Genomic DNA, 12,909 nt, shown 5'->3' on the forward strand with positions numbered 1-12,909 from the left:
CTTCTCCCAAACCAACGTTTATGAAAATGCAGAGATAATGGCTAACTGGCATCATCCACGGTTTTTATTCAGGGGATTGATCATGCTTATTGGCTATGTACGCGTGTCAACAAATGACCAGAACACCGATTTGCAACGTAATGCACTGAACTGCGCGGGATGTGAGCGGATTTTTGAGGATAAAATCAGTGGCACTAAGTCCGACAGACCGGGGCTTAAAAAACTGTTCAGGACACTATCGGCAGGAGACACTCTGGTTGTCTGGAAGCTGGACAGGTTGGGGCGCAGTATGCGGCATCTTGTTACGCTGATAGAAGAGTTGCGTCAGCGTGGCGTGAATTTCCGAAGCCTGACTGACAGTATTGATACCAGCACCCCAATGGGCCGTTTCTTTTTTCATGTCATGGGGGCCCTGGCTGAAATGGAACGCGAACTGATAGTTGAACGTACCATGGCAGGGCTGGCTGCAGCTCGTGCCAAAGGCAGAGTAGGTGGACGCCGTCCTAAGTTGACCACCGAACAGTGGGCACAGATTGGGCGTTTACTCGAGGCCGGAGAATCAAGACAGCGTATTGCACTGATTTTTGATGTAGGCGTTTCTACCATTTATAGAAAATTTCCGGCAAATAAGAGCAATGAATCCCCCTGAATCAGCATTATTTTGATTATCCCTGCAAGTAGACAAATACCGTCATTTTGTGTGAATAACGACACAACTGCGCTTAGCTGTTTGTCAGGCACAATCACTTCAACATAGGGCGAAGCCTAATCCAATCAGGAGGTTCGCCACTATGGCTCAGGATTACCACCACGGGGTGCGCGTTGTTGAAGTCAACGAAGGCACCCGATCTATTACCACGGTGAGCACCGCCATCGTGGGTATGGTCTGCACGGGCGATGATGCCGATGCAAAAATGTTTCCTCTTAATAAACCCGTGCTGATCACTGATGTGCTGACTGCCAGCGGTAAAGCGGGTGAGTCAGGTACTCTGGCCCGTTCGCTGGATGCCATCGCTGACCAGGCAAAACCCGTGACCATTGTTGTGCGTGTGCCGCAGGGTGAAACGGAAGACGAAACCACGACCAATATCATCGGCGCAGTGACTGCTGAAGGTAAAAAAACAGGTATGAAAGCCCTGTTATCTGCCCAGTCACAGCTCGGCGTTAAACCGCGCATTCTCGGCGTGCCAGGCCACGACACCAAGGCGGTAGCTACTGAGTTGCTGAGCGTGGCGCAAAGCCTGCGTGGATTTGCTTACCTGTCAGCGTATGGCTGCAAGACAGTGCAGGAGGCGATCACTTACCGCGAAAACTTCAGCCAGCGCGAAGGGATGCTGATCTGGCCTGACTTTACTGGCTGGGACACGGTGCTGAATGCCGAAGCAACGGCATATGCCACCGCCCGTGCGCTTGGTCTGCGCGCCAAAATTGACGAGCAGACCGGATGGCACAAAAGCCTGTCCAACGTGGGCGTGAACGGTGTCACCGGAATTTCTGCAGATGTGTTCTGGGATCTGCAGGACCCGGCAACCGATGCAGGTCTGCTGAACCAGAACGACGTCACCACGCTTGTGCGTAAAGACGGTTTCCGCTTCTGGGGTTCCCGCTGCCTGAGTGATGACCCGCTCTTTGCCTTCGAAAACTACACCCGCACGGCGCAGGTGCTGATGGACACGATGGCAGAAGCACACATGTGGGCGGTGGATAAACCGCTTAACCCGTCGCTGGCCCGCGACATTATCGAAGGTATCCGCGCCAAAATGCGCAGCCTGGTCAGTCAGGGCTATCTCATTGGTGGTGATTGCTGGCTGGATGAGTCGGTGAACGACAAAGACACGCTGAAAGCCGGAAAACTCACCATCGACTACGACTACACGCCAGTGCCGCCACTTGAAAACCTGATGCTGCGTCAGCGCATCACCGATCAGTACCTGGTGAATTTCGCCAGCCAGGTCAGCGCGTAAGGGGACAACATGGCTTTACCACGCAAATTAAAACACCTGAACCTGTTTAACGACGGGAACAACTGGCAGGGGATCGTTGAGTCGCTGACGCTGCCGAAATTTACCCGCAAATATGAGAAGTATCGCGGCGGCGGAATGCCGGGTGCGGTGGATGTGGATCTGGGGCTTGATGACAGTGCGCTGGACACAGAATTTTCCATTGGTGGTACTGAATTGCTGCTGTTTAAACAGATGGGTAAAGCCACGGTGGATGGCATCCAGCTGCGCTTTACCGGCTCTATTCAGCGTGACGATACCGGGGAAGTGCAGGCCGTGGAGCTTGTCGTGCGTGGACGTCACAAAGAAGTGGATTCCGGCGAGTGGAAGACGGGCGAAAGCAACACCACCAAAGTGACCAGTACCAACAGCTACGCGAAGCTGACCATCAATGGTGAGGTGCTCTATGAAGTGGACCTTATCAACATGGTGGAAATTGTGGACGGTGTGGACCTGATGGAAGCGCACCGCAACGCCCTCGGCCTCTGATATATCTGAACGGCGCGGGATACCGCGCCAGAACCCAATTGACAGGACAGCAAAATGAGCGATAAGCAGACTGAAAAGACCATTCAACTGGATACCCCCATCAAGCGCGGTAAAACAGAAATCACCGAAATTGTGCTGCGTAAACCGCAGTCCGGTGCGCTGCGCGGTACACGCCTGCAGGCCATTATGGATATGGATGTGAACGCGATGATGACCGTGATCCCCCGCATCTCCAGTCCGGCACTGACTGCACAGGAAATTGCAGAGATGGACCCGGCAGATCTCACTGCCATGTCGGTTGAGGTTGTCACTTTTTTGTTGAAGAAGTCGGTGCTTGCCGGTTTACCGACAGCCTGACGGTTGACGATCTGGTGGCAGATATCGCCACCATTTTTCACTGGCCGCCATCCGTTACTGACGTTATGCCGCTGACCGAAGTGCTGGAATGGCGGTATAAAGCGATTCAGAGAAGCGGGGCCAACGATGAGTGATAACAACCTGCGTCTGCGGGTCATTCTTAATGCGGTTGACAAGCTCACCCGCCCATTTCGATCTGCGCAGGCCAGTTCAAGAGAACTGGCTGCTGCTGTCAAAAAATCCCGCGATGCAATAAAGCAGCTTGATCAGGCCGGGAGCAGTCTGGACAGCTTCCGAAAGCTGCAGGCAGAAAATCAGAAATTAGGCGACAGGCTGAACTATGCCCGCCAGCGTGCAAATTTGCTCAGTCAGGAACTGGGAGCGATGGGGCCGCCTTCGCAACGTCAGGTTGTTGCTCTGGGCCGTCAACGGCTGGCTGTTCAGCGCCTGGAAGAACGCCAGAAAAAGCTGCAGCAGCAGACGGCGCTTGTGCGTGCTGAACTGTACCGGGCGGGAATTTCTGCGAAAGACGATGCGGGAGCAACTGCCCGTTTAGCCCGTGAAACATCACGTTATAACCAGGAACTTTCGAAACAGGAGGCGCGGCTGAAGCGACTGGGGGAAGCTCAGCGCAGGATGAATGCAGCGCGTGCCAGTTATGCCCGTTCGCTGGAGGTGCGTGATCGTATTGCAGGTGCCGGAGCCACCACCACGGCTGCAGGGCTGGCAATGGGTGCGCCAGTGATGGCGGCAGTAAAAAGCTATACCAGCATGGAAGATGCCATGAAAGGTGTGGCAAAGCAGGTCAATGGTCTGCGTGACGATAATGGCAACTGCACTGCACGTTTTTATGAAATGCAGGATGCCATCAAGGCTGCCAGCGAACAGTTGCCGATGGAAAACGGTGCGGTGGACTTCGCTGCACTGGTTGAAGGTGGTGCGCGCATGAACGTCGCAAACCCTGACGACAGCTGGGAAGATCAGAAACGTGACCTGCTGGCCTTCGCCAGTACGGCAGCAAAGGCGGCAACAGCCTTTGAGCTGCCAGCGGATGAACTGTCAGAAAGTCTGGGGAAAATCGCCCAGCTCTACAAAATCCCCACCCGCAATATTGAACAGCTCGGTGATGCGCTGAACTATCTGGATGATAACGCCATGTCGAAAGGGGCAGACATCATTGATGTGATGCAACGTCTGGGCGGTGTGGCTGACCGTCTGGATTATCGTAAAGCGGCGGCGCTGGGTTCCACCTTCCTGACACTGGGCGCTGCGCCAGAGGTTGCAGCCAGTGCAGCAAACGCGATGGTGCGTGAATTGTCCATTGCCACCATGCAAAGCAAGAGTTTCTTTGAAGGGATGAATCTGCTGAAACTCAATCCTGAAGTGATTGAAAAGCAGATGACGAAGGATGCGATGGGAACCATCCAGCGCGTGCTGGAGAAGGTAAACGCGCTGCCGCAGGACAAGCGCCTGTCTGCCATGACTATGTTGTTTGGTAAAGAGTTTGGCGATGACGCGGCGAAACTGGCAAACAACCTGCCGGAACTGCAGCGTCAGTTAAAACTGACAGCGGGCAATGATGCGCTCGGCTCCATGCAGAAAGAATCCGACATTAACAAGGATTCACTTTCTGCGCAGTGGTTGCTGGTCAAAACCGGAGCGCAGAACACCTTCAGCAGCCTGGGCGAAACGCTGCGCCAGCCGCTGATGGATATTCTGTACACGGTGAAAAGCGTCACGGGGGCGTTGCGTCGCTGGGTGGAAGCTAACCCGGAACTGACAGGCACACTGATGAAAGCATCGGCTGTTGTGGCTGCGGTTACCGTCGGCCTCGGCACCTTAGCGGTGGCGCTGGCTGCAGTGCTGGGGCCGCTGGCAGTGATCCGTCTGGGATTCTCTGTGTTGGGTATCAAAACGTTATCTTCCGTTACGGCAGCAGTAACTCGAACCAGCAGCGCGTTGTCCTGGCTGGCTGGCGCACCACTGGCACTGCTGCGACGCGGGCTTGCTTCATCGGGCAACGCCGCAGGTTTACTTACTGCGCCGTTGTCGTCTTTGCGCCGCACGGCATCACTGACGGGAAATGTCCTGAAAACTGTAGCAGGTGCGCCGGTTGCACTTTTGCGGTCTGGATTATCCGGTTTACGTGCTGTTGCTGTGATGTTTATGAATCCTCTGGCGGTACTGCGCGGTGGACTGGCCGCCGCAGGCACGGTGCTGCGAGTACTGGCATCTGGTCCACTGGCGATGCTGCGCGTTGCCCTGTATGCCATATCTGGTCTGTTAGGTGCTCTGCTCAGTCCGATAGGTCTTGTGGTTACTGCACTGGCGGGCGTGGCGCTGGTTGTCTGGAAATACTGGCAACCCATCACCGCATTTCTCGGTGGCGTGGTGGAAGGATTCAAAGCGGCGGCAGGTCCCATCAGTGCAGCGTTCGAACCGCTTAAGCCCGTGTTCCAGTGGATTGGCGACAAAGTGCAGGCGCTGTGGGGCTGGTTTACTGATCTGCTGACGCCCGTTAAGTCGACCTCTGCCGAACTGCAGAGCGCAGCGGCAATGGGGCGGCGATTCGGGGAGGCACTGGCGGAAGGGCTGAATATGGTCATGCATCCGCTGGACTCCCTGAAATCCGGCGTTTCCTGGTTGCTGGAGAAGCTCGGCATTGTCAGTAAAGAGGCCGCAAAGGCAAAACTGCCGGAAAGCGTGACGCGTCAGCAACCTGCGACGGTGAATGCAGACGGTAAAGTGATGATGCCATCGGGTGGTTTTCCATCATGGGGATATGGCTTTGCGGGGATGTATGACAGCGGCGGGTATATCCCGCGCGGGCAGTTTGGCATCGTCGGTGAAAACGGGCCGGAAATTGTTAACGGCCCGGCAAATGTGACCAGCCGGAGAAATACAGCTGCACTGGCTGCCGTTGTTGCCGGAATGATGGGCGTTGCTGCCGCGCCAGCAGAGCTTCCACCGTTGCATCCTTTGGCACTTCCCGCGAAAGGTGGAGAAGCAATTGTGAGTCGCGCAGCCACTGTGCCGCTCGTTCAACGGATTGAGGCACCGACGCAGATCATCATTCAGACGCAGCCAGGACAAAGTGCGCAGGATATTGCGCGGGAGGTGGCACGCCAGCTTGATGAACGTGAACGCAGGCTGAAGGCAAAAGCCAGGAGTAACTACAGCGATCAGGGGGGATACGACGCATGATGATGGTGCTGGGATTGTACGTGTTTATGCTGCGCACCGTTCCGTATCAGGAACTGCAGTATCAACGCAGCTGGCGACATGCGGCAAACAGTCGGGTAAACCGACGTCCGTCCACGCAGTTTCTGGGACCGGAAAACGACATGCTGACGCTTTCCGGTGTTCTTATGCCGGAAATAACAGGCGGCAGGCTGTCGTTGCTGGCACTGGAGCAGATGGCAGAACAGGGGAAAGCATGGCCCCTGATTGAAGGCAGCGGCACGATTTACGGCATGTATGTGATTGAGGGACTGAATCAGACTAAAACGGAGTTTTTCCGCGATGGTATGCCGCGCCGGATTGAGTTCACCCTGTCGCTCAAACGGGTGGATGAATCCCTGTCCGATATGTTCGGTGATCTCAGTGCGCAGCTGAATAATTTGCAGGATACGACAACGTCTGCCTTAAGCGATATCAGTAAAACGGTGGGAGGGCTGCTGTCGTGAATTTCAGCTCTGAACTGCTTAACAAAGGCAACAAAACTCCGGCATTCAGCATCAGTATTGAGGGTAAGGATATCACCACTGTGCTGGATAACCGCCTGATGAGTCTGACGCTGACGGACAATCGGGGCTTTGAAGCGGACCAGCTTGATCTGGAGCTGGACGACGCCGACGGAAAAATCGTGCTGCCGCGCCGTGGTGCGGTCATTACGCTGGCGTTGGGCTGGAAGGGGCAGTCGCTTTTCCCGAAAGGAGCATTCACGGTGGACGAGATTGAACACACTGGCGCACCGGACCGCCTGACTATCCGGGCGCGAAGTGCTGATTTTCGTGAAACCCTGAATATCCGCCGTGAAAAATCGTGGCACAAGACCACCGTTGGGGAAGTGGTGAAGGAAATAGCTGTGCGGCACAAACTGAAGATGGCATTGGGTGAAGACCTGTCGGATAAACCTGTGGAGCATATAGACCAGACCAATGAGAGTGACGGCAGTTTTCTGATGCGGCTGGCGCGCCAGTACGGTGCTATTGCGTCGGTGAAAAATGGCAATCTGTTATTCATCCGGCAGGGACAGGGTAAAAGCGCCAGCGGTAAACCACTACCGGTTATCACTATCACACGTAAGGACGGCGACAGTCACCGCTTTACCCTGGCAGATCGCGGAGCCTACACGGGCGTAATTGCCAGCTGGTTGCATACCCGCGAACCCGCGAAGAAAGAAAGCACCACGGTGAAGCGTAAGCGCAGGACTAAGAAGCAGAAGAAAGAGCCGGAAGCGAAGCAGGGCGATTACCTGGTGGGTACAGATGAAAACGTGCTGGTACTTAATCGCACCTATGCCAACCGGAGCAACGCCGAACGGGCGGCGAAAATGCAGTGGGAACGCCTGCAACGTGGCGTTGCGTCATTCTCGCTACAACTGGCAGAAGGTCGGGCGGATCTCTACACGGAAATGCCAGTGAAAGTCAGAGGCTTTAAACAGCCGATAGATGATGCGGAATGGACTATTACCACCCTGACGCATACTGTCAATCCGGATAACGGTTTTACGACCAGTCTGGAGCTTGAAGTGAAGATTAATGATTTCGAAATGGAATGATTCTTCGTAATAGAGAACTTTTAAGTTTTCAAAATGGAATAATGCGGTATCATTATTGTGAATTTAGCAAAAATGGGGAGAACTCGAAAAATGATGATTTGCCCACTGTGTGGAAGTGCCGCCCATACTCGCAGCAGTTTTCAGGTATCTTCATTGACCAAAGAGCGTTACAACCAGTGCCAGAACATTAACTGCAGCCATACTTTTGTTACCCATGAAACTTTTGTTCGTTCGATTGCAACGCCAAAAGAGTCAAATCCGGTTCAGCCGCATCCAATGAAATCAGGACAGGTGGCGCTCTCTCTTTGACTCTGCCGCCAATTTGTCGCCATCGTTAAAAAACAGTGCTTCTAACATCATGATTTTAAACGGCATAAATTTCAGGCAACAAAAAACCCATCAACCTTGAACCAAAATGGCGGGGTTGATGGGCTCCACAAAATGGGGACATCAAAGAAAAGCAGTGGCACTAATTAAGACTGATGCCCCAAAGAAAAGTTCGCCGATTGTACAAAAAAATTTCATTTTCAGGGCAACTTCAGTTTTATCCGAGTCCTGGCCATACCATGACAATGATTGTCCCGGCCAGCGTTAGCAGTACGTTAGCTATTGCATAAGTGCCCGCATAACCTAAGGCTGGGATGTTACTGCGTGCGGTGTCGCTGATGATCTCCATTGCCGGCGCACAAGTACGCGCGCCCATCATCGCGCCGAACAGGAGTGCGCGGTTCATACGCAGTACATAAGCGCCGAACAGGAAGCAGATAACCACCGGCACCAGACTGACAATCAATCCGGCAATTAACATCTGACCACCGATCGCGCCCAGGCCGTTATTAATGCCGCTACCGGCGCTTAAACCAACGCCTGCCATAAACACCATCAAGCCGAACTCTTTCACCATGCTTAACGCCCCCTGCGGAATGTAACCGAAGGTCGGGTGGTTAGCGCGCATAAAGCCCAACATAATGCCGGCGAATAACAAGCCAGCAGCGTTACCCATGCCAAAGCTAAATGTACTGAACTGGAAGGTGATCATCCCGATCATCAGGCCAATAACAAAGAACGCGCAGAATGCCAGCAGGTCTGTGACCTGGCTGTGAATCGAGATAAAGCCGATGCGGTCAGCAATGGTTTTCACGCGACGGGCATCGCCGCTCACCTGTAAAACATCACCTTTATTAAGCACAACGTTGTCATCAATTGGCATCTCAATCTGGCTGCGGATGACGCGGTTAAGGAAGCAACCGTGATCGGTCAACTTCAGTTGTGCCAGACGTTTACCTACCGCGTTATGGTTTTTGACGACGACCTCTTCAGTGACGATACGCATGTCGAGAAGGTCACGATCAAAAACTTCTTTACCGTTACGGAAGCTGGGATCGAGGCGGGCATGGGCGTCTGGATATCCCACTAACGCTATCTCATCGCCCATTTGCAGTACGGCGTCGCCATCTGGATTTGCCAGAATCCCGTTACGACGAATACGTTCAATGTAGCAACCGGTTTGACGATAAATACCCAATTCACGCAGATTTTTGCCGTCGGTCCAGGCCACCAGCTCCGGGCCGACACGGTAGGCGCGGATCACCGGCAAATAAACTTTGCGGCTGGCATCGGTGTCCAGGCCACGTTCGCGAGCGATTTGTTGGGCGCTGGTCTGTAAATCCTGATGTTGCAACTTCGGTAAATAACGTGCACCGACAATTAAACTCACCAGGCCAATTAAATAAGTTAACGCATACCCAAGGCTTAGATTATCCAGTGCTGTGGAGAGCTGTCCGCTTTCCATACCGGAATGGCGTAATGTGTCGCCAGCACCGACCAGAACCGGTGTCGATGTCATGGAGCCAGCCAACATACCGGCCGTCAGACCGATATCCCAGCCAAACAGCTTACCCAACCCTAAGGCGATCGCCAGCGCACTGCTAACCATCACCAGAGCTAACATTAGGTAATTTTTCCCATCGCGGAAAAAAATGGAAAAAAAGTTGGGTCCGGCTTCGACCCCGACGCAGAAAATAAACAACATAAAGCCAAGATTAAGCGCGTCGGTGTTAATGCTGAAATGTTGTTGCCCTAATAGTAACGATACGACTAAAACGCCAATGGAATTACCCAGTTGGATTGAACCAAGTCGTAATTTTCCTAGACATAGTCCAAGCGCAAGGACTACAAATAATAACAGAATGTAATTCCCATTTAACAATTCGGCGACGTTTATATTCACGGAGACTAACTTCTTGTTTACGAGTAAGCTGTTGAAAGAAATGGTAATTTAAGATAATGTTTTTACCTGAAATCAGGGCGCGGATTCATTCAGCGCACATAAGCAATAGTAAAGAAACAATATATTTTACTAGTGTAATCACATTAAGTACCAACGGCTATAAAAATTGCGTTGGCCTATATTAGCATGGAATGCGAAGCGGCTTTATCTTACTGAACGCCATAGTGGCGAAAATGTGTTCGATAGAGGCAGTGTCAGGAGGAGCGAGTGAAACATAAACAACGTTGGGCGGGGGCAATCTGCTGTTTTGTCCTCTTCATTGTAGTGTGCCTGTTCCTGGCGACGCAAATGAAAGGCGCTTTTCGGGCTGCCGGGCATCCTGAAATCGGCTTGCTGTTTTTCATTCTTCCTGGGGCGGTTGCCAGCTTTTTTTCGCAGCGTAGAGAAGTCCTTAAACCGCTGTTTGGCGCAATGCTGGCGGCACCGTGTTCTATGTTAATTATGCGTCTGTTTTTTTCACCAACACGCTCATTCTGGCAAGAGCTGGCATGGTTATTGAGCGCCGTCTTCTGGTGTGCGTTGGGGGCGTTGTGTTTCTTGTTTATTAGTAGTTTGTTCAAGTCACAGCACAGAAAAAATCAATAAAGCCCTCAAACAGAGAGGGCTTATCCGGCAATCAGGCTTCAAGATTCTCTTTCACCCAGGCAGCAAAATCGGTATAGCCGCCGATGTGTTGCTGATCGACAAAAATCTGCGGTACGGTTTCTACTGGTTTACCCGCTTTCTGTTGTAAATCTTCTTTGCTAATCCCTTCTGCACGAATATCAACATACTGATATTCAAAGTCATCGCGTTCATTACTCAGTTTGTCTGCCAACTCTTTAGCACGCACGCAGTAAGGGCAACCCGGACGACCAAAAATAACGGTTTGCATTGTTTCTCTCCTCATCTGTTTATGTCCGCCATGATTACGCCAAAATTTACTCGCTGAAAGTAGGTTTAACCTGTTGCATTGATTGCTTAAAGCTATAACTGAAGCACAACGCAACGAAAGGTTTTAAAATAGCAATTCACTTTGCAGAGGGAAGCTTATGCGCGCGATCGGTAAATTACCTAAAAGCGTGTTGATACTGGAATTCATCGGCATGATGTTACTGGTGACGGCGCTGCTGTCGTTAAGCCATTACCTTTCGCTTCCGGTGCCGTTTTCGACGCCAGAGATACAAATTCTGATGATTTTTCTCGGTGTTTTGCTCATGCTTCCCGCTGCGGTGGTGGTTATTCTTCAGGTGGCAAAACGGCTTGCCCCACAACTGATGAACCGTCCACTGGAATCTTCACGTTCAGAAAGAGAAAAAGATAATGACGCCAACCATTGAACTTATTTGTGGCCATCGCTCCATTCGCCATTTCACTGATGACCCCATTTCTGAGGCGCAGCGTGAGGCGATTATCAACAGCGCCCGAGCGACTTCCAGTTCTAGTTTTTTGCAATGCAGTAGCATTATTCGCATTACCGATAGAACGCTGCGTGAAGAACTGGTAACGCTGACCGGCGGGCAAAAACATGTGGCGCAAGCGGCGGAGTTCTGGGTGTTCTGTGCCGACTTTAACCGTCATTTACAGATCTGTCCGGATGCACAACTTGGCCTGGCGGAACAACTGTTGCTCGGTGTCGTTGATACGGCGATGATGGCGCAAAATGCATTAACTGCAGCGGAATCTCTGGGATTGGGCGGAGTATATATTGGTGGCCTACGCAATAATATCGAAGCGGTGACGGAACTGCTGAAGTTACCGAAGCATGTTTTGCCGCTATTTGGTCTGTGTCTTGGCTGGCCTGCGGATAAACCGGATCTCAAACCGCGTTTACCCGCCTCTATTGTGGTGCATGAAAACAGCTATCAACCGCTGGATAAAGACGCTCTGGCGCAGTATGACGAGCAACTGGCGGAATATTATCTCACCCGTGGCAGCAATAATCGTCGGGATACCTGGAGCGATCATATTCGTCGGACGATTATCAAAGAAAGCCGTCCTTTTATTCTCGATTATTTGCATAAACAAGGTTGGGCGACGCGCTAAAACCGTAACGCCGATGTATTATACGCGGGCTTTTGACCAGGTCTGACAGAGAGGTGCAGGGTGAAAATTGCCATATTGTCCCGGGATGGAACGCTCTATTCGTGTAAGCGGTTGCGTGAAGCCGCTATACAGCGTGGTCACCTGGTTGAAATTCTCGATCCGCTTTCTTGCTATATGAACATTAATCCTGCGGCGTCTTCTATTCATTATAAAGGCCGCAAGCTACCCCATTTTGACGCGGTGATCCCGCGTATTGGCACCGCCATTACCTTTTATGGGACGGCGGCGCTACGCCAGTTCGAAATGCTGGGGAGCTATCCGTTGAATGAATCGGTCGCGATTGCCCGTGCGCGTGACAAATTGCGTTCCATGCAACTGTTAGCGCGACAGGGCATTGACCTGCCTGTAACAGGCATGGCGCATTCGCCGGATGATACCAGCGACTTAATCGAGATGGTCGGTGGTGCACCGCTGGTGGTCAAGTTGGTCGAAGGCACGCAGGGGATTGGAGTGGTGCTGGCGGAGACGCGTCAGGCAGCAGAAAGCGTAATTGACGCTTTTCGCGGTCTTAATGCGCATATTCTGGTGCAGGAATATATAAAAGAAGCAAAAGGCCGTGATATTCGTTGTCTGGTCGTTGGCGATGAAGTGGTCGCGGCAATTGAACGGCAGGCGAAGGAGGGCGATTTTCGTTCCAATTTGCATCGTGGCGGCGCGGCGAGCATTGCCAGTATTACCCCGCAGGAGCGTGAAATCGCCATAAAAGCCGCACGAACGATGGCGCTGGATGTTGCTGGCGTGGATATTCTGCGAGCAAATCGCGGACCGTTGGTGATGGAGGTGAATGCGTCGCCTGGTCTGGAAGGGATAGAGAAAACCACCGGTATCGACATCGCGGGTAAAATGATCCGCTGGATTGAGCGCCACGCCACGGCAGAATATTGCTTAAAAACCGGTGGTTAGTC

Annotated in this window: 15 protein-coding genes; 13 read left to right on the top strand and 2 right to left on the bottom strand. The window is 52.4% G+C overall.

All coding sequences use genetic code 11. From position 1 onward, the window contains the following. Positions 1-82: 82 nt before the first annotated feature. The 9 genes from D9738_RS09175 to D9738_RS09215 all read left to right on the top strand — a co-directional run bounded on the left by D9738_RS09175 (position 83) and on the right by D9738_RS09215 (position 7,938). Positions 83-649 (top strand): recombinase family protein, encoded by a 567-nt coding sequence (locus D9738_RS09175; RefSeq protein ID WP_053271180.1) that lies wholly within the window; start codon positions 83-85, stop codon positions 647-649. Positions 650-791: 142 nt separating this feature from the next. Beyond that, positions 792-1,964: a phage tail sheath protein gene (locus tag D9738_RS09180; protein ID WP_000046120.1), complete on the top strand. Its 1,173-nt coding sequence runs from the start codon at positions 792-794 to the stop codon at positions 1,962-1,964. A gap of 9 nt (positions 1,965-1,973) precedes the next feature. Further along, entirely contained in the window at positions 1,974-2,489 is a 516-nt protein-coding gene (locus D9738_RS09185) for a phage major tail tube protein (protein WP_001207660.1), read from the top strand. 54 nt (positions 2,490-2,543) lie between these two features. Then, on the top strand, positions 2,544-2,846 hold the full coding sequence (locus D9738_RS09190; protein WP_001281009.1) for a phage tail assembly protein: 303 nt from the start codon (positions 2,544-2,546) through the stop codon (positions 2,844-2,846). Positions 2,847-2,860: 14 nt separating this feature from the next. After that, positions 2,861-2,980 carry a GpE family phage tail protein gene (locus tag D9738_RS09195; RefSeq protein ID WP_000763311.1) on the top strand — a complete coding sequence of 40 codons (120 nt, stop codon included), beginning with the start codon at positions 2,861-2,863 and terminating at the stop codon, positions 2,978-2,980. Beyond that, complete coding sequence (locus tag D9738_RS09200; RefSeq protein WP_130260052.1) at positions 2,973-6,050, top strand: phage tail tape measure protein; 3,078 nt, start codon at positions 2,973-2,975, stop codon at positions 6,048-6,050. The genes D9738_RS09195 and D9738_RS09200 overlap by 8 nt, the downstream gene beginning before the upstream one ends. After that, on the top strand, positions 6,047-6,532 hold the full coding sequence (locus D9738_RS09205; protein WP_000980414.1) for a phage tail protein: 486 nt from the start codon (positions 6,047-6,049) through the stop codon (positions 6,530-6,532). The genes D9738_RS09200 and D9738_RS09205 overlap by 4 nt, the downstream gene beginning before the upstream one ends. Further along, entirely contained in the window at positions 6,529-7,629 is a 1,101-nt protein-coding gene (locus tag D9738_RS09210; RefSeq protein WP_001011764.1) for a phage late control D family protein, read from the top strand. Before D9738_RS09205 ends, D9738_RS09210 begins: the two co-directional genes overlap by 4 nt. Before the next feature lie 90 nt (positions 7,630-7,719). Beyond that, complete coding sequence (locus tag D9738_RS09215) at positions 7,720-7,938, top strand: ogr/Delta-like zinc finger family protein (RefSeq protein WP_000972391.1); 219 nt, start codon at positions 7,720-7,722, stop codon at positions 7,936-7,938. 235 nt (positions 7,939-8,173) lie between these two features. Here the strand turns inward: D9738_RS09215 and D9738_RS09220 are convergent, their stop codons facing one another. Then, a complete protein-coding gene (locus D9738_RS09220) occupies positions 8,174-9,859 on the bottom strand; it encodes an aspartate:alanine antiporter (RefSeq protein WP_130205201.1) in 1,686 nt (561 codons plus the stop codon). Positions 9,860-10,126: 267 nt separating this feature from the next. Between D9738_RS09220 and D9738_RS09225 the strand changes: the two genes are divergently transcribed. After that, positions 10,127-10,504, top strand: coding sequence for an inner membrane protein YbjM (locus D9738_RS09225; protein ID WP_130205203.1), 378 nt, complete (start codon positions 10,127-10,129; stop codon positions 10,502-10,504). A gap of 31 nt (positions 10,505-10,535) precedes the next feature. On the opposite strand, the gene D9738_RS09230 is transcribed toward D9738_RS09225, so the two are convergent. Continuing rightward, complete coding sequence (locus D9738_RS09230; RefSeq protein ID WP_130205205.1) at positions 10,536-10,793, bottom strand: GrxA family glutaredoxin; 258 nt, start codon at positions 10,791-10,793, stop codon at positions 10,536-10,538. 157 nt (positions 10,794-10,950) lie between these two features. Here D9738_RS09230 and D9738_RS09235 point away from each other — a divergent pair, with 157 nt between their 5' ends. The 3 genes from D9738_RS09235 to rimK are packed head-to-tail and all read left to right on the top strand — an operon-like array spanning position 10,951 to position 12,907. Continuing rightward, a complete protein-coding gene (locus D9738_RS09235; RefSeq protein ID WP_130205207.1) occupies positions 10,951-11,238 on the top strand; it encodes a DUF1418 family protein in 288 nt (95 codons plus the stop codon). Then, the gene (gene nfsA, locus D9738_RS09240) at positions 11,222-11,944 is read left to right on the top strand and encodes a nitroreductase NfsA (RefSeq protein WP_130205209.1); all 723 of its coding nucleotides are present in this window, start codon (positions 11,222-11,224) and stop codon (positions 11,942-11,944) included. The genes D9738_RS09235 and nfsA overlap by 17 nt, the downstream gene beginning before the upstream one ends. A gap of 60 nt (positions 11,945-12,004) precedes the next feature. After that, entirely contained in the window at positions 12,005-12,907 is a 903-nt protein-coding gene (gene rimK / locus D9738_RS09245) for a 30S ribosomal protein S6--L-glutamate ligase (RefSeq protein WP_130205211.1), read from the top strand. The last annotated feature ends 2 nt before the right edge of the window (positions 12,908-12,909 follow it).

Source organism: Escherichia sp. E10V5, from assembly GCF_004212315.1.
In the GTDB taxonomy this organism is placed as follows: Bacteria; Pseudomonadota; Gammaproteobacteria; order Enterobacterales; family Enterobacteriaceae; genus Escherichia.

What these genes read in the sequence shown, in the direction of transcription:
- D9738_RS09230 (WP_130205205.1), bottom strand. Translation starts at nt 10,793, where the DNA reads ATGCAAACCGTTATTTTTGGTCGTCCGGGTTGCCCTTACTGCGTGCGT.
- nfsA (WP_130205209.1), top strand. Translation starts at nt 11,222, where the DNA reads ATGACGCCAACCATTGAACTTATTTGTGGCCATCGCTCCATTCGCCAT.
- D9738_RS09200 (WP_130260052.1), top strand. Translation starts at nt 2,973, where the DNA reads ATGAGTGATAACAACCTGCGTCTGCGGGTCATTCTTAATGCGGTTGAC.
- D9738_RS09190 (WP_001281009.1), top strand. Translation starts at nt 2,544, where the DNA reads ATGAGCGATAAGCAGACTGAAAAGACCATTCAACTGGATACCCCCATC.
- D9738_RS09175 (WP_053271180.1), top strand. Translation starts at nt 83, where the DNA reads ATGCTTATTGGCTATGTACGCGTGTCAACAAATGACCAGAACACCGAT.
- D9738_RS09185 (WP_001207660.1), top strand. Translation starts at nt 1,974, where the DNA reads ATGGCTTTACCACGCAAATTAAAACACCTGAACCTGTTTAACGACGGG.
- D9738_RS09205 (WP_000980414.1), top strand. Translation starts at nt 6,047, where the DNA reads ATGATGATGGTGCTGGGATTGTACGTGTTTATGCTGCGCACCGTTCCG.
- D9738_RS09180 (WP_000046120.1), top strand. Translation starts at nt 792, where the DNA reads ATGGCTCAGGATTACCACCACGGGGTGCGCGTTGTTGAAGTCAACGAA.
- D9738_RS09235 (WP_130205207.1), top strand. Translation starts at nt 10,951, where the DNA reads ATGCGCGCGATCGGTAAATTACCTAAAAGCGTGTTGATACTGGAATTC.
- D9738_RS09215 (WP_000972391.1), top strand. Translation starts at nt 7,720, where the DNA reads ATGATGATTTGCCCACTGTGTGGAAGTGCCGCCCATACTCGCAGCAGT.